Source organism: Sulfurisphaera ohwakuensis, assembly GCF_009729055.1.
GTDB classification, from domain to species: domain Archaea; phylum Thermoproteota; class Thermoprotei_A; order Sulfolobales; family Sulfolobaceae; genus Sulfurisphaera; species Sulfurisphaera ohwakuensis.
In genome coordinates, this window is the sequence record NZ_CP045484.1 from 1289919 (window position 1) to 1311125 (window position 21207).

A 21207-nucleotide genomic window follows, 5' to 3' on the forward strand; every position below is an offset into this window, starting at 1 on the left:
TTGACTCTTCAAAAAAGCTATTACAATTGTTTATTTTTGATTTTCATTAGATTTTTGAGCTACTGAAGTAACAAATGATGGTAAGGATGGGAACTTCTCCTTCATTCTCTGTTCTGCTACTGCAGAGGCTTCTTCTAATATCTTCTTTGCCTCTGGAGTCGTCATAGTATAATCAATTCCGGCACCAGTGAATTCACCAGCTTCAATCACTACTTCTTGTAGTCCTTCTTCTAGTTCGGCTAATTCTACAGAAAGCTCTGGCATTATACCTTTCATTGCTTGCCTTAATTCCCTTACAACACCTAAAACTGGAATTAGTGATGTAAATACATCACCTAACTCACTTATAGTCTCGAGTCTTAATTCAACTTGTTCAAGAGCTATTTGAGTAGTTAATAACTGTTTTGTTACTTTCCTTATCTCAGCGATTTCATTGGCATACATTGCGGCTCTTGCTGTGTCTTTATTCATTTGAGCTTCTACTACTTTTTCAAATAATGCTCTATCTCTTTCTTGTAATCTAGATATATAAACATCAAGCCTACTTATTGTAGTTTTTAATCTATAATGAGCCATAACAAGCCTATATCTTAAAGGTTGTTGTGGCTTAAACAAATTCTTTACTTTTTCAGCAATTGTTGGTTCTTGCTTTCCATTCCAGTTCTTTATGAAATCATTTACACCAGCCATTTTACTCAAATATAGCGTTGTTCAATTATGTCTTATAAGCAAGAAAACCATATAATACTCATGAGGATTATGCGAATTTTTGACGCTAATGTTGAAAACGGTAAACTAGTATTAATAAATAAAAGTAATAAAAAGGTATTACTCAGACTTGTTACACTCCATTATCAAGTAACTGCAATAACATTAGAAGAACAGAGAATTACAAAAACAATTAGTGAAGATAAAAATATTGAAAAAGAAATTCCTCCCAATGGAAAAATAGAAGTTGAAAGTCAATTACCATATCTTAAATCTATTAGTATTATATATAAAATTGATGATAAGACTTTTAGGGATGATATTGAGTTTTGATTTTTTCCCACAAAGGCATTATTCTTTTTACTACATTTTCATCACTTGATACCTCTTCTGGCCATTCTTTTCCTAGTTCTTCTTTAAACTTTCTTGTGGCATCAATACCTATTTTACTCCCTAAAGGAGGAAAAGGAGTTGTATGATCCAAAGAATCAGTGATAATATTATCGATAATTACTACATCCCTACTAGGGTTCACGGTAGTAGTAATAGCATATAAAACTTCATTTAGATCATGAACATTTACATCTGCATCAACAATAATAACCATTTTCAATAGGCTAAGTTGACCAAGTCCCCATATACTCATCATTGTCTTTTTAGCCTGACCGGGATAATATTTCTTAATAGAGAATATACCAATACCAGTAAATAGACCAAATTCTGGGAGATTCATGTCAACAATTTCTGGTATTAATATTCTAATGAAAGGGAGAAAAAGTCTTTCTACAGCTTTACCTATCCATGCGTCTTCTAATGGAGGTTTTCCTACAGAAGTAGCATGAAATATAGGATTGTCTCTTGAATAAGTTTTTTCTAATTTAAATACTGGATAATAATCTTGTGGAGTATAGTAACCTAAATGATCTCCAAATGGACCTTCTAATCTTAAATCATTTAGATCTACATAACCTTCAAAAACAGTCTCAGCAGTTGAGGGAACAAGAATACCATTATCTAGCTCATGAACCTCTACACCTTCATTTCTTAAAATTCCAGCAAAAAGATATTTATCTAATCCAGGTGGTACTGGAGAGGCAGAAACAAATGCCAGAATAGGATCAACACCATTTACTATTACTGCGGGGATTTTGGTAATTCCTTTTTCTTTATATTTAAACGCTGTTAACGATCCCCTTTTTAGTGCTTGCCAATGAACTATGGCCTCTCTTTCATTTAAAAGTTGAATTCTATATACACTCAAATTGTGAACTCCAGTGTTAGGATCCTTGGTTATTAATATAGAAAATGTTAGATACCTCCCAGCATCCTTTGGCCATGTCTTAAGAGCAGGAATTTTATTAAAATTTAAGTTATTATCTTCTTTAAAAGCTGGTTTTTTTGATTTAGGCAAAATTTTTCCTAGTTTTAAAATATCAAAAAGATTTCTTATTTTATTAGAAAATGATATAGGTAAAGAACCTGACATTTTATCTAGAAAAGATTCTGTAATTTCTTCTAATTTATTAGTATTAAATAAATCATAAAAAGCTTCAATCGAATAATATATATTAGTTATTACACTCCAATTTGGATAACCTTTAATATTTTTAAAAAGTAATGGAGGAAGTTTATTATAAGTTGCTCTTCTAGAAATTTCTGCAATTTCAAGTATAGGGTCCACTTCATCCTCGATTTCAATAATTTTTTTCTTTGAACGTAAATAGTTTATATACTCACGCAAATCTGAGAATGCCAAATTAATCACTAGATTAGTATTCATAAGATAAAGTTTATAATTTAGTATACAAAAGAGCTTTACGTTAGTGGTGAGCTATAGTTGGAAACATGCAAGGCTATCTAAAATGCTTAGACTGTGGATCAGAATATCCTATCCAGCAAGATATTATAACTTGTCCTAAATGTGGAGGATTATTAGAGATAATTGTTGAACCTAAGAAAGACTTCTCATTCAGTAAACTAAAAGGGAAAGGAGTTTGGAGATATAGAGAATTAATAGCTGGAGAATACAAACATATAGTTAGTTTAAATGAAGGAAACACCCCACTAATTGCTTCTTCTACTAGTAAAAATCTATATTTTAAGTTTGAAGGAGCCAACCCTACTGGAAGTTTTAAAGATAGAGGAATGACAGTAGCTATAAGTTCCGCTAAATCATTAAACTATAAAGTTGTAGTAGCTGCATCTACTGGAAATACTGCAGCTTCAGCCGCTGCATATGCAAGTAGAGCTGGTTTAAGAAGTTACATTGTATTACCTAAAGGAAAAGTTGCTTTAGGAAAATTGGCTCAATCTATACTTTATGGGACTACTATACTTGAAGTTGATGGCAGTTTTGATGTTGCTATGAATAGTGTAATGAAATTATATAGAGAACTAAAAATAGTTTATCCGCTTAACTCTTTTAATCCATGGAGACTTGAAGGACAAAAAACTATTGCTTTTGAAATAGTTGAGGACATCGGAGTACCTGATAATGTGATAGTACCCGTAGGTAATGCCGGAAACATTTATGCTATATGGAAGGGATTTGTAGAGTTAATGAATATTGGGGTTACCGATAAAGTACCTAGAATGATTGGGATACAGGCTGAAGGAGCAGCACCAATAGCTAAGGCTCTAGAAAAAGGATTAGATAAACCGGAATTTATAGATTCACCTGAAACTGTAGCCTCTGCTATAAGAATAGGTAAACCAGTGAACTGGAAAAAAGCAATTAAGGCTATAAAATCATCTAATGGATTTGCAACTTATGTTTCTGACTCTGAGATCTTAGAGGCACAAAAAGAATTAGCTAGGAGAGAGGGAATAGGTGCAGAACCTGCATCAGCTGCTTCCTATGCTGGTTATTTAAAGCTTGTAAATTCTGGCAAAATTGATAAAAGCGAAAAAACTGTTTTAATTTTAACTGGGCATGCACTAAAGGACCCAGATGCGATGATAAAAGCCGAGTCACGAAGAATTTTAGTTAACCCAGAACATATAAATGAAATAATCTTGAGTGATCTAAAATGAAAGTAATTAAAATAGGTGGGTCTATTCAAAAAGATGAAAAAGACTATGAATTAATATTAGAGAAATTAAAGAAAGAAATTGATTATAATGATAAAAACATTATTGTAACCTCGGCAATTAAGAACATTACAAATCAGCTGTTAGATATTATAAAAAATACAGATAAAGCGATGGATATTGTTACTGATATTTATGATAGGCATGTAAGATTACTTTCTAAGTTAACCAATGGAATAGAGTTCGAGCGTTCTTTTGGAGAAATTTCAAAACTTGCTGATGAGCTTTTTAAAATCGCATGGTCAGTTAGAGTATTAGATGAGGTTACTCCTAGGGTTAAAGATTATATATTATCCTTTGGAGAAAGATTTGCAGTAATTTTACTATCCGCATTTTTAAGATCTAACAATATACAGTCTAGCTACATATTAGATCCTCCCCTTATAACTGATGAAAATTTTGGAGAAGCTAATGTATTACTTCAACAATCTAAAGAAAATTTAACTAAAAAAATCGATGGTATTAATGAAAATGTTATCGTAATCCCAGGATTTATTGGCAAAAGTACACAAAATAAATTTACTACAATAGGACGTGGAGGAAGTGACTATACTGCAACAATAGTAGGAAAAATACTAGGAGCAAAAGAGGTCAAGTTAATAACTGAAGTCCCTGGAATAATGACTGCTGATCCTAAGAAAATACCACAAGCTAAAACTATTCCAAGATTAGCTCTTGAGGAAGCTATTGAACTTTCTCAACTTGGAGCTAAAAAATTACATCCAAGAACATTCGACCCTATATTTAATACAAATCTAAAAGTAGTAATCGAAGGACTTTATGAGGAAGGCAGTACTGTAATAGAAGGAAACTGTACAAAAGATGACATTTTAAAAGGAATCGCCACAAGAAATAACCTAGAACTTATAACAATAGAAAGTACTAATATAGTAGGAAAAATTGGTTCTGCCGCTACAATAATGTCAGAGGCTAGAAATGCTAATGTAAACCTTATCGCAATTTCTCAACCAGTCTCAGAAACAGTCATTCAATTAGTAATTGAGTCTCAAGATAAAGATAGATTAATAGAAAGACTAAACAATTTAAATAATTTAATAGAAGATATACAATCAAGAAAAGTAAGTGCAATTAGTATAGTTGGTTGCGGATTAAGAAACAAGGAAATTTCGGCTAAAGTCATTAATAAGGCTTCATCACTAGACCCTATTTTCATATCTAGAGGTCTGAAAGGCGTTAGCTTAACATTTATAGTTGATGAAAAAGATGAAAATAGTTTAGCCAAAGAACTTCATGAGGTGATCCTGGAGTGGCAGACAAAATAAAAGTTTCACTTCTAGGCTCTACTGGAATGGTAGGACAAAAAATGGTAAAAATGTTAGCAAAGCATCCTTATTTAGAGTTAGTAAAAGTTAGTGCTTCCCCTTCGAAAATTGGTAAAAAATATAAAGATGCAGTAAAGTGGATAGAGCAAGGAGACATACCAGAAGAAGTACAAGATTTACCAATAGTTTCAACAAATTATGAAGATCATAAAGACGTTGATGTAGTATTGTCAGCTTTACCAAATGAATTAGCAGAATCAATAGAACTTGAACTTGTGAAAAACGGAAAGATAGTTGTGTCTAATGCTAGTCCATTTAGAATGGACCCAGATGTACCATTAATTAACCCAGAAATTAATTGGGAACACCTAGAATTACTTAAATTTCAAAAGGAAAGAAAAGGTTGGAAAGGTATTCTAGTAAAAAATCCTAATTGTACAGCTGCTATAATGTCAATGCCAATAAAACCCTTAATTGAAATAGCAACAAAATCTAAAATAATAATTACTACACTACAAGCAGTAAGTGGAGCTGGATATAATGGAATATCATTTATGGCAATAGAGGGTAATATAATCCCATACATTAAAGGAGAAGAAGACAAAATAGCAAAAGAACTAACTAAATTAAACGGAAAACTTGAAAATAATCAAATAATTCCAGCAAACTTAGACTCAACTGTTACATCAATTAGAGTACCTACAAGAGTAGGGCATATGGGAGTTATTAACATTATTACAAATGAGAGAATCAACATAGAGGAAATAAAGAAAACACTAAAGAATTTTAAATCTTTACCTCAACAGAAAAATTTACCTACCGCACCAAAACAACCAATAATAGTAAGAGATGAAGAAGATAGACCACAGCCGATTATTGATGTAAATGCAGAAAGTGGCATGGCTGTAACTGTGGGCAGAATAAGACATGAAAATAACGTGCTTAGGTTAGTCGTTTTAGGAGATAATTTAGTTAGAGGAGCTGCTGGAATAACAATACTTACCGTAGAAGTTATGAGAGAATTAGGGTACATTTAGATGTTAAAGATAGATTTTCATGTTCATACCTATTATAGTGATGGAAAAGAATCACCAAAAGAAATGTTAAATTATGCATTAAAAGTTGGACTTAACGGAATAGCTATAACTGATCACGACACATCCAAAGCTCATATAACATTCAAAAATAAATTTATAATCCCAGGGCAAGAAGTTACTACAGAATTTGGACATGTAGTCATATTATGTAATTTTCCTCCTTCTCCTCCTAGGAAAATTAGTGAATTAATAGATTATGCAAAAGAGAATAGTTGTATTGTTTTTCCTTCTCACCCATTTGACATATTTCGTAAAGGAATAGGACATAAGGTGTTCAACTATAATTTTCATGCCATAGAAATATTTAATTCTAAAGCACCTAAGTCAGCTAATAAAAAAGCTGAAGAAGTTGCCAAACAATTAGGATTACCAGGATTAGCAAACAGTGACTCTCATATAAAATATGCTCTAGGATCTGCATATAACGTAGTTAATTTAAGTGAATTTAACGTAGACGAAATTTTAGATAATATTAGGAAAAATAGAATAGAAGCTGTGAGAATAGGATTAACCGTAAAGGCTAAGTTTGAGATAGCTAAATGGTATATACAGAGGAAACTGAGAATTGAGAAAGATACCAGCAGAATTATGCGTGAAGTGTAAAGGTTATAAATATTTATGTGGGTTACCCTCTTGTCCAATCCTAGATAGGTTTAGAAATATAGCAGTAACTGTTTCAAAAATTAAAAGCAGTAATAAAATTCAAGGAGCCACGCCACCTAGTATTGTAGTTGGAGAACGAAATTATCCTAAAGTATCATTAGTATATAATGTTCCACCATCAGTAATTGGAGAAGAAGCTAAAGATTATGAAAATCCTGAAAATTGGTGGGGGAAGAAAAGCTTAAGTGATATACTATCTTTAAGAACCTCTATGATTTCTTCTCTGTTATCTGGGATTAATGTAAATAATCCAGAAGTACTGTATGAAAAGGAAGTTTCAATCACTGCAGTTGCTGAAAAACCCGTATTATCTGAAGTTTATAGTGAGAATAAAGAAATTATTCCTAAGTTAAAATTCGACGGAATTTTATTACCTAGAGGACCTTCTCTAAAAGCAAAGGATATAAAAATAGATGAGAATCCTAAAGTACCCAAACCAATTGAAAAACTAATAACAGACGATGTAAAAGCACAACAAGCAATTCTTGAGTTATACAATAACAAACAAAGTGTATACACTATAATTAATGCTCTTTCATTAGGTCTATTAGGGAAAAGAAAAAACAGAAAAATAGTACCTACAAGATGGGCAATAACAGCTGTAGATACTACTTTAGGTAATTTTATGCTTAACGAAATAAAAGGTTTAGATACTATTAGCGAGACCCTCGTTTATTATAATTCGTACCTAGGAAATTATTTCCATATAATTTTATTTCCATCAAAATATAGATCTGTATGGATAGAAATTTGGCATCCATTATCATTATGGGCTAACGAACTAGTAGTAAGTGATTTATCTGAAGACTATTGGGGAGAATATGACTTTCTTGATGGAGGTTATATGGCAGCAAGAATGTCAGTAATCGAGAAACTTTATGAAATGAGAAGACAAGCAGGGATCATAATTATAAGAGAGATCACAAGTGAATATTATGCACCAGTTGGAAATTGGCACATAAGAGAAACTGTAAAAAGGGCATTTAACAATTCTCCAGTAAAATTTGATAAACTGGAAGATGCAATTAAATACGTGAATTCAAGACTAAGAGCTAAAATTAATTTATTTGAAATAAAAAGTATAAAGAGTCTAATTACGCAAAGAACTATTGATGAGTTCTTAAAGAAGTAATGAAAGAACACTCATTGCTGTATAAAGCCTGTTTTCAGCTTGATCCCACACAGCACTTTGAGGCCCATCTATAACTTCATTTTCTACCTCTTCTCCTCTAACTGCTGGCAGACAGTGCATAAATATCGCATCTTTACTCGCATATCTCATTAAATCTGTAGTTACCCTATAATTTCTCAATAGTTCTTTCTTTTTTTCAGCTATACTTTCTTGACCCATACTAACCCAAACATCAGTATATACAACCTTTGAACCTCTCACAGCTTCATAAGGATCCTCATAAAACTCAATTATCGCACCACTTTTTTCAGCTTCTTCTTCTATCCTTTTCATAATATCATCTCTGGGCTTAAATTCTTTGGGAGAAGCTACCTTAATTTCTAAACCCATTTTAGCTACAAAAGCCATTAAGCTCACTAGCACATTATCTCCTCCATCTCCTACAAAAGTGAGTGAAGTGTATTCTCCAAACTTTTCTTTTATTGTCATAAAATCTGCTAATGCTTGTAAAGGGTGAGAAAGGTCACTTAAAAGGTTTATAGTAGGTTTATTAGAATATTTAGCTAACAACTCTAACGTTTCGTGTTTTAAAACTCTTGCTGCTATTCCATCTACAAACCTCCCTAAAACTCTTGCTGTATCCTCTACTGGTTCTCCTCTACTTAACTGAATATCTGATTTGTTTAATACAATAGGATTGCCACCTAATAACCTAATTGCTGTCTCAAAACTTACTCTTGTCCTAGTACTGGGTTTCTCAAATAACATTGCTACGGTTTTTCCATCTAATGATCTTGGGACTGATCTCAACATATGGAAATTCTTCATTTGGAAAGAAACTTCCATCATTTTTTCAATTTCTTGTTTAGAAAAATCCAGTAGGCATAACAAGCTTTTTCCTTTTAACATATTTTAAATTTTAGACCACTAATTTAAAAATGTGGAAGAACTATTAACAATAACTAAAGTTACTTTACCAAAGAAAGGAAATAAACCAAACTTTGATGAGGCTCATGTGTTATTAGCTCTAAGCATAATAGAAAAAGAACAGCCTATCGGTAGACATTTATTGATGAAAAAGTTAGGATTAACAGAGGCTTCAACAAGGACTATGATAAAGCGACTAAAAGAACTAGGATTAATTACCATAGATAAAGTGGCCGGAATATTAATAACAGATTTAGGAAAGAGAATCTTGAGCAATATCAGAAGTAAAGTTACAATATCAGATGAGATTGAACTTACTAGTATCAATTGGAAAAGTGAATTAATTAAAATAAAAAATGGGAGAATTATACTAGAAAAAATGGGACTATTAAATTTAAGAGACCTAGTAATTAAACAAGGTGCAACTAGAACTTTAATAGCAGTTATTAATGAAGAAGGAAGAATAGAACTACCACCTAAAACCTTTGATGAAAGTGAAGAAATAAAAAAGTTAAAGGAAGAATTGCAAAGTAAGGTTAACAACTTGGAAATAAATGATCTTATTATTGTATTTGAACCAGTTGATCAACACTTAGCTTATAAAATCGCTCTTACAATTTTAACTAATGCTTAAAAAAATAGGATTTTTAATTAATCCAATAGCTGGGAGTGGTGGAAGAATAGGACATAAAGGTAGCGACGATTTATATTTTGAAAACCCCGAAATTCCGATAAAAATAAAAAGATTTCTTTCATTAGCACCTAAAAAAGAAGTTGAATATATAGTAGCAGAAAATAAAATGGGTGAAATTTATTTTAATAACGATTTTAAATTTACTGTTATAGAAACATTAAATAAAGAAAAAACAACCAGAGAAGACACAATATATGTAACTAATCGATTTCTTGAGCTAAAATGTGATATAATAGTTTTTGCTGGAGGTGATGGTACGGCCAGAGATATCTATTCCGTTGTAGATCAAAAGATACCGATTTTAGGAATCCCTAGTGGTGTAAAAATGCACAGTGGTGTATTTGCTAATACTCCCGAAGCTGCAGCAATAATTTTAACTAAATACGTAAATGGTGAAGCAACGCTAACAGACGCTGAAATATTAGATGTAGATGAAGAAGAATACAGAAAAGGTAGATATGATGTAAAATTATATGGAATAGCTAAAACAGTAACGTTTGGAAATTATCTAACTCCTAGTAAGGAAGAAATAATAAGCAATGAAGAAGAGTTAGAGGCTATTGCAGAATATGTTATTAATAATCTAATTAGAGACAACGAATATTATATATTTGGAAGCGGAAGTACTGTAAAATATATCCTTAAAAAATTAGGATATAAAACTAATTTTTTAGCTATTGATATTACATATGGAAAAAAACTCGTAAAAACTTCTGTTAATTATTATGATTTATTGAATTTGACTGGGGAGTTAAATTTAATCTTAACACCGATAGGTAAACAAGGATTTTTGATAGGAAGGGGAAATCAAGAGATTGGACCAGAAGTGCTTAAAAAAATTAGGAGAGATAAGATAATAATAGTATCTACGAGGTCAAAGTTAAACACAATAGATTGTTTGAGAATAGATACCGGAAATCCGTTACTAGATAGGAAATTTCAAGGTATTTATAAAGTTATAGTAGGATATGGAGAATTTGTCGCGATTAAAACTTGTGATAATACCAGTGTAGTAGATAATGATATTACCTAAGACATTACTAACCAACCATGTTATATTCTTGTTCTTCATATATAATCTGATGAAAAGAGAGGATGCTGACATAAATATTGAGCTTAATGAAAAACAGCTTAAAACTGGTCCTCGTTCTAAATTGATGGAGGCTGTTCTTATACTTCTTTTGGCCAGACCATTAAGAACTTCTGAAATAGCGGTAAACCTAGGTTTAGAAACAAAATATGTAAGTAGTTATCTTAGTTACTGGAGAAAAAAAGGCTTAGTATACCAAGAAGCAGGTAGATGGCATCTTTCATCGCAAGGTGAGGATTTAGCTAAAGAAATTATTGAGGAAAGAAATAACTCTAAGTTTATAGAATATTTAGCGTTTGCAAAGCAAATATTAAATGAAAATGTTAAGCAGACAATGAACAACAAAAAAGAGACAAAAGAAAACAAAGAAGAAAAAGAATTTTTGTCGTTTATTGGCGACTTAACAAGTACCAGAAACAAAAAACAACAAAAAGGTAATTTAACGGATTGTATATCAGATATACTAGAAAAAATAGATGAAGAGGAGAAGGAATTATTAATCTTTCTATTAAATAAATATAAGCAATGGGGTTCTACTTATGTATATCTTGATCAAATTCAAGAAGAATTTAATGCAGATACAGGATGGCTATTTAAAGTTTTAAGAAAATTACAGACTAAAAGAATTTTATATTTATATCATGATCCTAAACTTGGATTAAGAATAGGTTTTACACAACAACTTAAGGATAGGATAAATAATTGTTAAAATATCTACTACTACTTTTAATTCATTTTCAGCTTTCGTGCACATCTTTCATTATTTGCATTATACAAACTTCATATAAATATACATAAGAAGCATTTTAAGAGAAGTAGTAGTAGTAATATATATTAGTATTTTGTATTAAGTTTAAACTAGGTGTTAATGTTGTCTGAATCTACTAAATCATCTAGGATATCAGAGGATGAGATGAATAAGGTTTTAGCAAAAGCTGAAAAAGAGGCTGAGAAAAAAGATCATAAAAAACAATGGATCGAGAGAATGATTAAAAGTGCTAAGACCTATTATAAACTATGCCCTTATTATGATAAGAAATCCTCTAAATGCTTTTTGACTTTAGGAGACAAATGTACAAGAGAAGGAAGATATGAGAATTGTCCAATTTTTATCGGTTACTTAGACCAAAAGTATAATGAAATAATTCAAAAGAAAAAGATGCTTCCGATGGACTTTTTAGATTTAGCACAGATGATTTAATGGGATCGCACAAGTGCCAAGAAGGAAGAAATCTGAGGAGCCCCAACAGCAAGAACAAGAGAAAAAAACTAAGAAGAAGTCTGCTAAGGATAAGTATATTGATCCAAATGTAATAATAGATGAATATTTAGAAGAAGTTGTTAATGCTTTAGGTTTAGCTTATTTAAATCTTGATAAGGATGAATATAAGGAGCTTATAAAAGAACCATTTGCTGCAGCTGTGGGAGAAGTTAAGACTAAACCTAAAGCTAGAACAATTATAAATAGATTACAAGCAAATAAAGACTCTTTGATGGAATTTTTAGCCTTGAAATTACTTAGAATAAGAGATCTTGATAAAATGACGAATGAGCAATTAGAGTTCGTTGTCTATAATGTAAAGAACACTGTAAAGGATCTTGGTCCGCAGTTATATGAAGAATTATCTAAAAGAAATAGACAAGATCTTATAGATTTTCTACGTTCGACTTGGAATTTATATGGTATAAACTCACCCGTTGAGTGTCCTAGATGTAAGTTTAATGCTATTATGCCTGACTTATCATGTTATATTTGTAAGTATGCTATCTCAATGAAACAATTAAAGGAGAAAATTCATGTAATCGATTTACTAATAGATTATAGTAAAAGTGACCCTGAGGGGTTTAAAGAAATTATCACAGCGGGGTATTTCTATTATAGTTGGAATGGTGTTTCACCCCCCAGTAAAATGCCTAAGAGTGAGTTGTTAGTTTTTGAAATTATTCTTAATAGAGAGGAGAAAGAGAAGTTAAAAGCTTATTACAGCGCTGGCAATATTCCCCAGAATCAATAAACGCATTACACTTCTTACAAGTTTTCTTTTTAAATAACTGTATAGAAGTATGAAAAGTATGGAATAACTCAAAGTTCTCTTTTAAGTATGAGATAGTCCACCCATAAATTTTGTCAAACACCGCATCCTTCCATTTAAGCTTTAACTCTGCGAATCCTTTCAACTCTAAGACTGAAGTTGAGTATAATGGAACAAAGAATATGTTATTATTAAACACTACAAGAGATTTTGCAAATGATAAATAATTAGAATCATTTGAAGAAATCGTATAAATTAAGTATGTTAGGAGAAAATCTGAAGTGAATGGCAATATTTTTATCTTATGTGAAAGTTTCTCTCCTTCTATAATCATTTTCCATATAATATCGTTAATGTAATTACTATCTGCATTTATAAGAACTTCTTCTACTTGTAATTTACATTTGTAACATGCTTTACTTATTATAAAACTCAATATCGTAGATAAAGGCCTAAATTGCTCGTCTAAAATAATTGCTACTTTATCATTAAACGAAAATTGTTTTGAGTCATAAATTTCTCTTTTTACTCTTTTTATAATTTCATCTCGCGCACAATGTTCACAAAGTTTTCTTCCACCAATTACTGTTATTGCTTGCCTTTTGTTGCATCGTTGACAAACTTCCATTTATAATTCTTAAATTATTATTCTCCTCCTCTTAAATTGATCATATGAAAATATAACAGAAAAATTTATATATAAGCGATTCTAATGCAAAACCAGATACGGTGTTTGAATATGGCAAACGCCCCAGTCTTATTACTAAAAGAAGGCACTCAAAGATCTTCAGGAAGGGATGCTTTAAAGAATAACATTTTAGCAGCAGTTACTTTAGCTGAAATGTTAAAGAGTAGTTTGGGACCAAGAGGATTAGACAAAATGCTTATTGATAGCTTCGGAGATGTCACTATAACTAATGATGGTGCGACAATAGTAAAGGAAATGGAGATTCAACATCCAGCAGCAAAGCTTTTAGTTGAGGCAGCAAAAGCTCAAGATGCCGAAGTAGGCGACGGTACCACTTCAGCAGTTGTTCTTGCTGGGCTATTATTAGATAAGGCAGATGATTTATTAGATCAAAACATTCACCCTACAATAATTATTGAAGGGTATAAGAAAGCTCTAAATAAGTCTTTAGAAATTATTGACCAGTTAGCTACTAAAATTGATGTATCTAACTTAAATTCACCTGCTACGAGGGACCAGTTAAAGAAGATAGTATATACGACAATGTCTAGTAAATTCATAGCTGGCGGCGAAGAGATGGATAAAATTATGAATATGGTAATTGATGCTGTCTCAATAGTTGCTGAACCCTTACCAGAAGGAGGATATAATGTACCATTGGATCTAATAAAGATTGACAAGAAGAAGGGAGGAAGTATTGAAGATAGCATGTTAGTTCATGGTTTAGTTTTAGATAAAGAAGTAGTCCATCCTGGAATGCCAAGAAGAGTTGAAAAGGCAAAAATTGCTGTATTAGATGCCGCATTAGAAGTAGAAAAACCAGAAATTTCAGCTAAAATCAGTATAACTAGCCCAGAACAGATTAAAGCTTTCCTTGATGAGGAAGCAAAGTATCTAAAAGATATGGTTGACAAATTAGCTTCAATTGGTGCTAATGTTGTAATCTGTCAGAAGGGTATTGATGATGTTGCACAGCACTTCTTAGCAAAGAAGGGGATTCTAGCAGTTAGAAGGGTAAAGAGGAGTGATATCGAGAAGTTAGAGAAGGCACTTGGTGCAAGAATTATAAGTAGTATTAAAGATGCTACTCCAGAAGATTTAGGTTATGCTGAACTAGTAGAAGAAAGAAGAGTTGGTAATGATAAAATGGTATTCATTGAAGGTGCAAAGAATCCAAAGGCTGTAAACATATTACTGAGAGGTTCAAATGACATGGCATTAGATGAGGCTGAAAGAAGCATTAATGATGCCTTGCATTCATTAAGGAATGTATTAATGAAGCCAATGATTGTTGCTGGTGGTGGTGCTGTAGAAACTGAATTAGCATTAAGATTAAGAGAATATGCAAGATCTGTTGGTGGTAAAGAGCAATTAGCAATTGAGAAGTTTGCGGAGGCATTAGAAGAAATACCAATGATATTAGCTGAAACTGCCGGTATGGAGCCTATTCAAACATTAATGGATCTAAGAGCAAAACATGCTAAGGGCTTAATTAATTCTGGAGTTGATGTTATGAATGGAAAAATCGCAGATGATATGTTAGCTCTTAATGTGTTAGAGCCAGTAAGAGTTAAAGCTCAAGTACTAAAGAGTGCTGTAGAAGCGGCTACCGCAATATTGAAGATTGATGATCTAATAGCTGCTGCTCCATTAAAGAGCGGAGAGAAGAAAGGAGAGAAGAAAGAAGGAGGAGAAGAAGAGAAATCAACTCCTTCTTCATTAGAGTAAATTAATTTTTTATTTATACATCATTAGTTGATTTGTTTCTTCTGAATTATATCCTTCAAGCTCATCAAGAATTTTTTTAACTGCATCTTTGATTTTTTGACTTGAATAATTATCATAAACTGTATTAAGTAATTTTTTAGTTAGATCTATTCCAATTATAAAAATTAAATTTGTAAAATCTGGACTTAATAAAAAATCTGCTAATTTTTCTGGGTCTCCTCCATATGATGAAAAACCATACTTTGATTCTGCTTTTGCTAATAATTTTTGAGCCTCATCTAAGCGTTTCATGTCTAAACTGACGGGCGTTAATACTTTACTCACAATATGTCTTAGAAAGTCAGGTTCGCCCAATTAATTCGCCTAAGATATAATTAATATAGTAGGCATATAAAAGCTGTAATTTTAAGTTTCACATTTCATCAACACTTATAAGTATTAAAAATTCTAAATATGATTAGGTATTGAGGGTTTAGTAATGGCTTCGGCAAAGAAGAAGAAAAGAACAAGTGAAAAAGAAGAGGAGACTTCTAATAAGATTGAGAGTAAACTCCGTGTGTTATATTCCGATAAAGAAGTGGTTGTTATGACTGCTCCTAATGAAGAAGAGTTAAAACAAATATTATTAGATTTATTAAGCGAGAAACCCATGAATTTAAAGGAGCTTCATTCTTATCTCTCTGGAATAGCTAGTGAAGATAAGATAAGGAAAGCATTATCAGATTTAGCAGAAAAAAATATGGTAACAATGCTAGAAGATGGAAGATATGCAAAGTTAGGCTAAGTTTTTAAATGGACAATTTCTCCATTGTGTTGAACATAAACTAGCTTGTGATTCGGTTAATATTCTTCTTAGTACTTTGCAATATGCAACTAATCCTTTTTCAGTTTTTATTATTTGAAAATAACTACATTCGCTATCCATTACTTTCTCTAAAATATTTATTTTAGGATAGAAATTTACTTCCTCTTCAGCATCTTCATCAGATGTAAATATTTCTAACCCTTCTCTTTTTTCTTCAGCTATAAAGAATCTACAACTTTTATAATCTTTTAAACATCGATTAGGGCTTGTTACTGTGTCAGAAGGATTTTCTAACATCGGGGAAGTACAGAAGCCTCCTTTATAAAAGGGACATACACTATGTTTCTGCAATTTCTCTCACTATTATGTGAACACCTAATAAATCATCATCTCCCGTTTCTGTTGGTAATGTAATTTTATTTATAATAATTTCATCAACTCCATTTATCTTCTCTATAATTTCGGATACTCTATTTTCATCTACCTTTCTATCTCCTCTTAAATCTTCTACTATTAATACCTCGGCTCTTTTCATGTTTTATGACTTAAGAGAGGAAAAAGATATAAAGATAGTGGCTTATGCTCTGTTGTGAATCCTATAAAAGAAGTGAAGCTCGAATTTGCTAAAATTTTATCGGAAAGGCTAAGCATTGACCAGAACAAGATATATGAGAATTTTGAGTACCCTCCAAAAGAACAAATGGGAGACGTTTCACTACCATTACCAACAGTTACTAAGAATAAAGAATTGCTTAGTATCTCCGATTTTCCTTATATTGGAAAACTTATAAGAGAGATTAAAAAATCTGGCATATATGTTAATGGTATCATAAACGAATCTGAGCTCTTTAAACTTATTTTTACTAATTTTCCCGAGGATTATGGCATTGAAAAAATACAAAAACCCCAAAGGGTAGTGGTAGAGCATACCAGTGCCAATCCTATTCATCCCTTACATGTGGGTCATTTGAGAAATGCTATATTAGGTGATGCAATAGCTAGAATGCTAAAAGCTAGAGGACATGAAGTTAATACAAGGTTTTATGTTAATGATGCTGGGAGGCAAGTTGCAATCCTTACTTTAGGTTATCTTTTATTAGGGGAACCAAATCCACCTAGAGATGAGAAAATAGATCAATGGATAGGTGTTATTTATGCCATAACTAACATTCTAATTGAGATAAATCAATTAAAGAAAGAACTTTCTAATTCCAGTGAAGAAGAATATAGACAAAAAATATCTAAGTTAGACGAATTAATTTCACTTGCAGGTAAACATAGAGAAAAATATCCAGAAATATTTGATAAACTTGCTGATGAGATAAGTAAGATAGAAAACATAGAAGAAAAAATACAAAACATAATAAAAAATTATGAGAGACATAGTGATGAGAAAATTGTGAATGTAATTAGAAAATTAGTAAACTGGACATTAGAAGGTTTTAAAGACAGTTTAAAGATATTAGATATTCATTTTGATAATTTTGATTATGAAAGTGATTTATTATGGAGTAAGAGAGTAGATGAGATTGTAAAATTAGCTCTTTCTTCAAAAAATATAAAGGAGCATAAAGGTACTATAGCCCTCTCACTTGATTTAGATCCAGAGACAAGGAAAAGACTTAATATTCCATTAGGGTTAGAACTTCCTCCCCTCGTTTTAGTTAGATCTGATGGAACAACTCTTTATACTACTAGAGATATAGCTTATTCTTTATATAAATTTGAAGTTTTCTCTGCAAATAAAGTAATAAATGTTATAGCTGAACAGCAATCAGTTCCACAAATGCAATTAAGAGCATCATTATATCTTTTAGGTTTCAAAGATATAGCAGAGAATCTTATACACTATTCTTATGGTATGGTGAATTTACAAGGAATGAGAATGAGTGGCAGACTAGGTAGGTATATTTCTTTAGATGAAATAATAAATGAGGTAAAAGAAGTTGCTGAAAATAAAATAAAAGAAAAAGGAGGAGACTTAAATAATTTGCCAGATATTGTTAACTCAGCTATTAGATATGCTATTCTGTCAGTATCAGCAAATAAGCCTGTTTCTTTTAATATAAAGAATATAGTTGATTTTGATCAAAATAGTGGACCTTATTTACAATATACCTATGCTAGAGCGTATAATATATTGGCGAAAAATGAAGAAAAATTAGATATTAATAAAGTAGATTTTAGTGATATAGTAGATGATAAGAGGCGTCTTCTAATATCAATCGCAAAATTCCCAGAAGTAGCTACTAAAGCTGTTGATGAATTAAGACCAGAAGATTTATTAGGATTTATGAGAAGCATAGCAGATATATTTAACAGATGGTATAACTTTGAAAGAGTTTTACAAGAACCAAACGAAGGAAAAAGAATGCTAAGACTATTTATAGTTAAAGGTGTCGAAAGAATTCTATATAACGGTCTTAGTATTGTTGGAATAAAACCGTTAAAGAGGATGTAAAATAGCGGACCCGCCGGGACTTGAACCCGGGACCGCCGGCTCCCTACTTTAAAACCGCAGGCCGGCGCTCTATCCTGGCTGAGCTACGGGTCCATGTATATTCTATTTTACAGTCTTAAATCAGTTTCCCTTTAATCCAATTAGTAGAAGTAATGACATATAATATAACTAATATGAACTTAGGTATTAGAAATTATTCTCTTTTTGGGGTAATACCTACTTTCATTGGAGATACTGCATATATACTTAGAAATATAATATTTAATGATTAGAAAATGCAAAAAGCTGATATTACCATCCTCTCACTCTCAAAGCTTAAGGTTCTCAAAAGAAGTGGTAAGGTTGAAGAGTTTAAATCGGATAAGATATTTTCAAAGCTAGGAATTATACCAGAAGACGTAATGGATGGAATACTTAATGATATAGCTCAAAATGCTAAAGATAATGCTATAGATACAAGAACTATAGCAGATATCGTCGAAAGGAACCTGATTGAACACTCTTTGGATCATCCAGAATTAATGGATCTAGCAAAGAAGTATGTTTTAGCTAGGATTTATAATCATGTATTTGGTAAGGGCAATTGGAAAGGTTTTGATGAAAGAGATTTATTGTTAACATATAATGCGTTAAAAGTATTAGAAGCAAGGTATTTGTTAAAGGATCCAAACACTTTACGTTATATTGAAACACCACAGATGATGTTTAGGAGGGTAGCAAAACATTTGGCTAATGTAGAAAGGCAATATGGTAGATCTGAGGGTGAGGTTAAACAATTAGAGGAGAAGTTTTATAAAATAATGTCTGAGTTAAAGTTCTTACCAAATACACCAACTTTAATGAATAGTGGTACAAGATTGGGAATTTTGTCTGCATGTTTTGTAATTCCAGTTAGGGATTCAATGATTACCCCAAATGGTGAGGGTATTTATGATGCATTAAGGGCTATGGCTGTTGTTCATCAGCAAGGTGGAGGTACTGGATTTGATTTCTCTGAACTAAGACCTAAGGGGGATATTGTAGCTTCTACTGCAGGTGTAGCTTCAGGCCCAGTGTCGTTTATGAGAATATTTGACGTATCTACTGATGTTGTAAAGCAAGGAGGTAAGAGAAGAGGGGCAAATATGGGTGTTATGCATGTATGGCACCCTGATATAGAGGAGTTTATTAAAGCAAAAACTGGTCAATTAAAAGATACGCAATTACAGAATTTTAATATTTCAGTAGGAGTTTATGATTACTTTATGCAAGCTGTAGAGAGAGGTGATGTTGTACCATTAATTAACCCTAGGAAGACTAAGATTACTGATTGGGATTATTACATGTCTAAGGCTAGAGGTTATATGAATGAGGAGTGGATACAAGAGGTTATATTGTCAGAATTAGAAGAGAAGGGTGGTACGGTTGATCTTGCTGAAAGTAAGATAATAACTATTGATGAGGCTTTAGTAATTGCTGAGAAAGAAAATGCTATAACACAATGGGTTAATGCTAGGAATTTGTTCGATGAGATTGTAAAAGGTGCTTGGGACTCTGGTGATCCAGGATTACTATTCATAGACACAATAAATAGGCGCCACCCAGTGTGGTATTTAGGGAAGATAAACGCTACAAACCCATGTGGTGAGGAACCCTTATTACCCTGGGAAAGTTGTAATTTAGGTTCTATCAATTTAGAAAAATTTGTTGTGGATGGTAAGATTGATTGGGATGGTTTAGCTGAAACTATTCGTTATGCTGTTAGGCTTTTAGATAATGTAATAGATGCTAATCGTTATCCGTTAAAGCAGATTGAGGAAGCTACTAAGAAGACTAGGAAAGTTGGTTTAGGTGTTATGGGTTTAGCTAGAATGTTAATTAAACTAGGTATACCTTACGACTCTGTTGATGCTGTGTACTTATCTTATCAACTAGCCAAGTTCATATATTATCACGCTTTTAAGGAGTCAATTGAGATTGCTAAAGAAAAAGGTTCATTCCCAGCTTATGATCCAAAACTGTACAAAGACATATGGGAGAGTGCAAAGGACTTTTATGAAATACTTGAAATTATGGGTATTAAGGATAAGCCTAGTGATTATGTGAAGAAACTCACCTCAATTGTTGATAGATTAGACTTTGATAAACTTAAGGAGGATAGGATAAAGTATGGATTAAGAAATGCTACTGTAGTCTCAGTAGCACCTACGGGCACAATTTCAATTATTGCCGGTACTTCATCATCAATAGAGCCACTATTTGCATTAGCATTCATAAGAAATGTTGCCGTTGGAAAGTTCATGGAAATTGACCCACTATTCCTAGATTACTTAAGGAAATATGAGCTAGATAATCCTGAAGTTGTCAAAAAAATAGCTGAGACTGGCATGATTGGTGATAATCCATTTATGCCAAAAAGTATGAGGAAAGTATTTAGGACTGCACATGAAGTATCACCAGAGTATCACTTGCTGCATCAAGCTGCTTGGCAACAGTGGAACGATTCGGGTACTTCAAAGACAATAAACTTAAGGAGTGAGGAACCACCAGAAACTGTTGAAAGAGTATACATGTTGGCATGGAAGCTTGGAATTAAGGGCGTTACTGTATATAGGGATAAATCGAAGAGTCAACAAGTAATTTACTTCGGAATAAAGAAAGAAAGGGAAGAAGTTAAGAAAGAAGAGGAAAAAAAGATACAGCAATTACTACCATCTTCACTAAGAATCCAGAAAAAATTTGTTGAAGTAAGCGAGACATATGCCGGTGGATGCAAAACGTGTGAATTGTAAAAATTTTTATTTTTATTTTTCGATATTCCTATTGTAG

General features: G+C 32.1%; 22 protein-coding genes and 1 tRNA gene. 15 read left to right on the forward strand and 8 right to left on the reverse strand.

The genetic code is table 11. The features are described from left to right. Positions 1–30: 30 nt before the first annotated feature. A complete protein-coding gene (gene cdvB1/B2 / locus D1869_RS07170) occupies positions 31–690 on the reverse strand; it encodes a cell division protein CdvB1/B2 (RefSeq protein WP_156014524.1) in 660 nt (219 codons plus the stop codon). A gap of 69 nt (positions 691–759) precedes the next feature. Here cdvB1/B2 and D1869_RS07175 point away from each other — a divergent pair, with 69 nt between their 5' ends. Then, positions 760–1041 (forward strand): hypothetical protein, encoded by a 282-nt coding sequence (locus D1869_RS07175; RefSeq protein ID WP_156014525.1) that lies wholly within the window; start codon positions 760–762, stop codon positions 1039–1041. On the opposite strand, the gene D1869_RS07180 is transcribed toward D1869_RS07175, so the two are convergent. Further along, the gene (locus tag D1869_RS07180) at positions 1019–2464 is read right to left on the reverse strand and encodes a UbiD family decarboxylase (protein ID WP_156015933.1); all 1446 of its coding nucleotides are present in this window, start codon (positions 2462–2464) and stop codon (positions 1019–1021) included. The genes D1869_RS07175 and D1869_RS07180 overlap by 23 nt on opposite strands. An 89-nt stretch (positions 2465–2553) precedes the next feature. On the opposite strand from D1869_RS07180, the gene thrC reads away from it, so the two are divergent. From thrC to D1869_RS07205, 5 genes are read left to right on the forward strand one after another with little or no spacing between them, the layout of a single operon-like run. Next, positions 2554–3741, forward strand: a complete 1188-nt coding sequence (gene thrC / locus D1869_RS07185) for a threonine synthase (protein ID WP_156014526.1) — start codon at positions 2554–2556, stop codon at positions 3739–3741. Then, positions 3738–5081, forward strand: coding sequence for an aspartate kinase (locus D1869_RS07190; RefSeq protein WP_156014527.1), 1344 nt, complete (start codon positions 3738–3740; stop codon positions 5079–5081). Before thrC ends, D1869_RS07190 begins: the two co-directional genes overlap by 4 nt. Beyond that, positions 5066–6118 (forward strand): aspartate-semialdehyde dehydrogenase, encoded by a 1053-nt coding sequence (gene asd / locus D1869_RS07195; protein WP_156014528.1) that lies wholly within the window; start codon positions 5066–5068, stop codon positions 6116–6118. The genes D1869_RS07190 and asd overlap by 16 nt, the downstream gene beginning before the upstream one ends. Further along, the gene (locus tag D1869_RS07200; RefSeq protein ID WP_156014529.1) at positions 6119–6781 is read left to right on the forward strand and encodes a CehA/McbA family metallohydrolase; all 663 of its coding nucleotides are present in this window, start codon (positions 6119–6121) and stop codon (positions 6779–6781) included. Then, complete coding sequence (locus tag D1869_RS07205; protein WP_156014530.1) at positions 6744–7973, forward strand: Nre family DNA repair protein; 1230 nt, start codon at positions 6744–6746, stop codon at positions 7971–7973. The genes D1869_RS07200 and D1869_RS07205 overlap by 38 nt, the downstream gene beginning before the upstream one ends. On the opposite strand, the gene argF is transcribed toward D1869_RS07205, so the two are convergent. Then, positions 7962–8882 carry an ornithine carbamoyltransferase gene (gene argF / locus D1869_RS07210; protein ID WP_156014531.1) on the reverse strand — a complete coding sequence of 307 codons (921 nt, stop codon included), beginning with the start codon at positions 8880–8882 and terminating at the stop codon, positions 7962–7964. The genes D1869_RS07205 and argF overlap by 12 nt on opposite strands. Before the next feature lie 31 nt (positions 8883–8913). Between argF and D1869_RS07215 the strand changes: the two genes are divergently transcribed. From D1869_RS07215 to D1869_RS07235, 5 genes are all read left to right on the forward strand, one after another. Then, positions 8914–9534: a DUF4443 domain-containing protein gene (locus tag D1869_RS07215; RefSeq protein ID WP_156014532.1), complete on the forward strand. Its 621-nt coding sequence runs from the start codon at positions 8914–8916 to the stop codon at positions 9532–9534. After that, positions 9527–10627 (forward strand): ATP-NAD kinase family protein, encoded by a 1101-nt coding sequence (locus D1869_RS07220; protein ID WP_156014533.1) that lies wholly within the window; start codon positions 9527–9529, stop codon positions 10625–10627. Before D1869_RS07215 ends, D1869_RS07220 begins: the two co-directional genes overlap by 8 nt. Before the next feature lie 49 nt (positions 10628–10676). After that, on the forward strand, positions 10677–11393 hold the full coding sequence (locus D1869_RS07225) for a replication initiator protein WhiP (protein ID WP_156014534.1): 717 nt from the start codon (positions 10677–10679) through the stop codon (positions 11391–11393). Positions 11394–11552: 159 nt separating this feature from the next. After that, a complete protein-coding gene (locus D1869_RS07230; RefSeq protein ID WP_052846516.1) occupies positions 11553–11885 on the forward strand; it encodes a hypothetical protein in 333 nt (110 codons plus the stop codon). A 13-nt stretch (positions 11886–11898) separates the two neighbouring features. Further along, positions 11899–12699 (forward strand): hypothetical protein, encoded by an 801-nt coding sequence (locus tag D1869_RS07235; RefSeq protein WP_156014535.1) that lies wholly within the window; start codon positions 11899–11901, stop codon positions 12697–12699. Here D1869_RS07235 and D1869_RS07240 read toward each other — a convergent pair. Continuing rightward, positions 12632–13345, reverse strand: coding sequence for a hypothetical protein (locus D1869_RS07240; protein ID WP_156014536.1), 714 nt, complete (start codon positions 13343–13345; stop codon positions 12632–12634). The two genes, D1869_RS07235 and D1869_RS07240, sit on opposite strands and share 68 nt — an antisense overlap. Before the next feature lie 111 nt (positions 13346–13456). Here D1869_RS07240 and thsA point away from each other — a divergent pair, with 111 nt between their 5' ends. After that, on the forward strand, positions 13457–15133 hold the full coding sequence (gene thsA, locus D1869_RS07245; RefSeq protein WP_156014537.1) for a thermosome subunit alpha: 1677 nt from the start codon (positions 13457–13459) through the stop codon (positions 15131–15133). A gap of 9 nt (positions 15134–15142) precedes the next feature. Here the strand turns inward: thsA and D1869_RS07250 are convergent, their stop codons facing one another. Continuing rightward, entirely contained in the window at positions 15143–15487 is a 345-nt protein-coding gene (locus tag D1869_RS07250) for a hypothetical protein (protein ID WP_052846518.1), read from the reverse strand. A gap of 124 nt (positions 15488–15611) precedes the next feature. On the opposite strand from D1869_RS07250, the gene D1869_RS07255 reads away from it, so the two are divergent. Then, positions 15612–15917, forward strand: a complete 306-nt coding sequence (locus D1869_RS07255; RefSeq protein ID WP_010979274.1) for a hypothetical protein — start codon at positions 15612–15614, stop codon at positions 15915–15917. Here the strand turns inward: D1869_RS07255 and D1869_RS07260 are convergent. Both D1869_RS07260 and D1869_RS07265 read right to left on the reverse strand, forming a co-directional pair. Next, on the reverse strand, positions 15909–16235 hold the full coding sequence (locus D1869_RS07260) for a hypothetical protein (RefSeq protein WP_156014538.1): 327 nt from the start codon (positions 16233–16235) through the stop codon (positions 15909–15911). The genes D1869_RS07255 and D1869_RS07260 overlap by 9 nt on opposite strands. A 40-nt stretch (positions 16236–16275) precedes the next feature. Next, on the reverse strand, positions 16276–16473 hold the full coding sequence (locus D1869_RS07265; protein ID WP_156014539.1) for a hypothetical protein: 198 nt from the start codon (positions 16471–16473) through the stop codon (positions 16276–16278). A gap of 54 nt (positions 16474–16527) precedes the next feature. On the opposite strand from D1869_RS07265, the gene D1869_RS07270 reads away from it, so the two are divergent. Further along, positions 16528–18399, forward strand: coding sequence for an arginine--tRNA ligase (locus D1869_RS07270; RefSeq protein WP_156014540.1), 1872 nt, complete (start codon positions 16528–16530; stop codon positions 18397–18399). Positions 18400–18404: 5 nt separating this feature from the next. Here the strand turns inward: D1869_RS07270 and D1869_RS07275 are convergent. Continuing rightward, a tRNA-Arg gene (locus tag D1869_RS07275) sits at positions 18405–18492 on the reverse strand. Positions 18493–18674: 182 nt separating this feature from the next. Here D1869_RS07275 and D1869_RS07280 point away from each other — a divergent pair. Next, entirely contained in the window at positions 18675–21170 is a 2496-nt protein-coding gene (locus tag D1869_RS07280) for an adenosylcobalamin-dependent ribonucleoside-diphosphate reductase (RefSeq protein ID WP_156014541.1), read from the forward strand. The last annotated feature ends 37 nt before the right edge of the window (positions 21171–21207 follow it).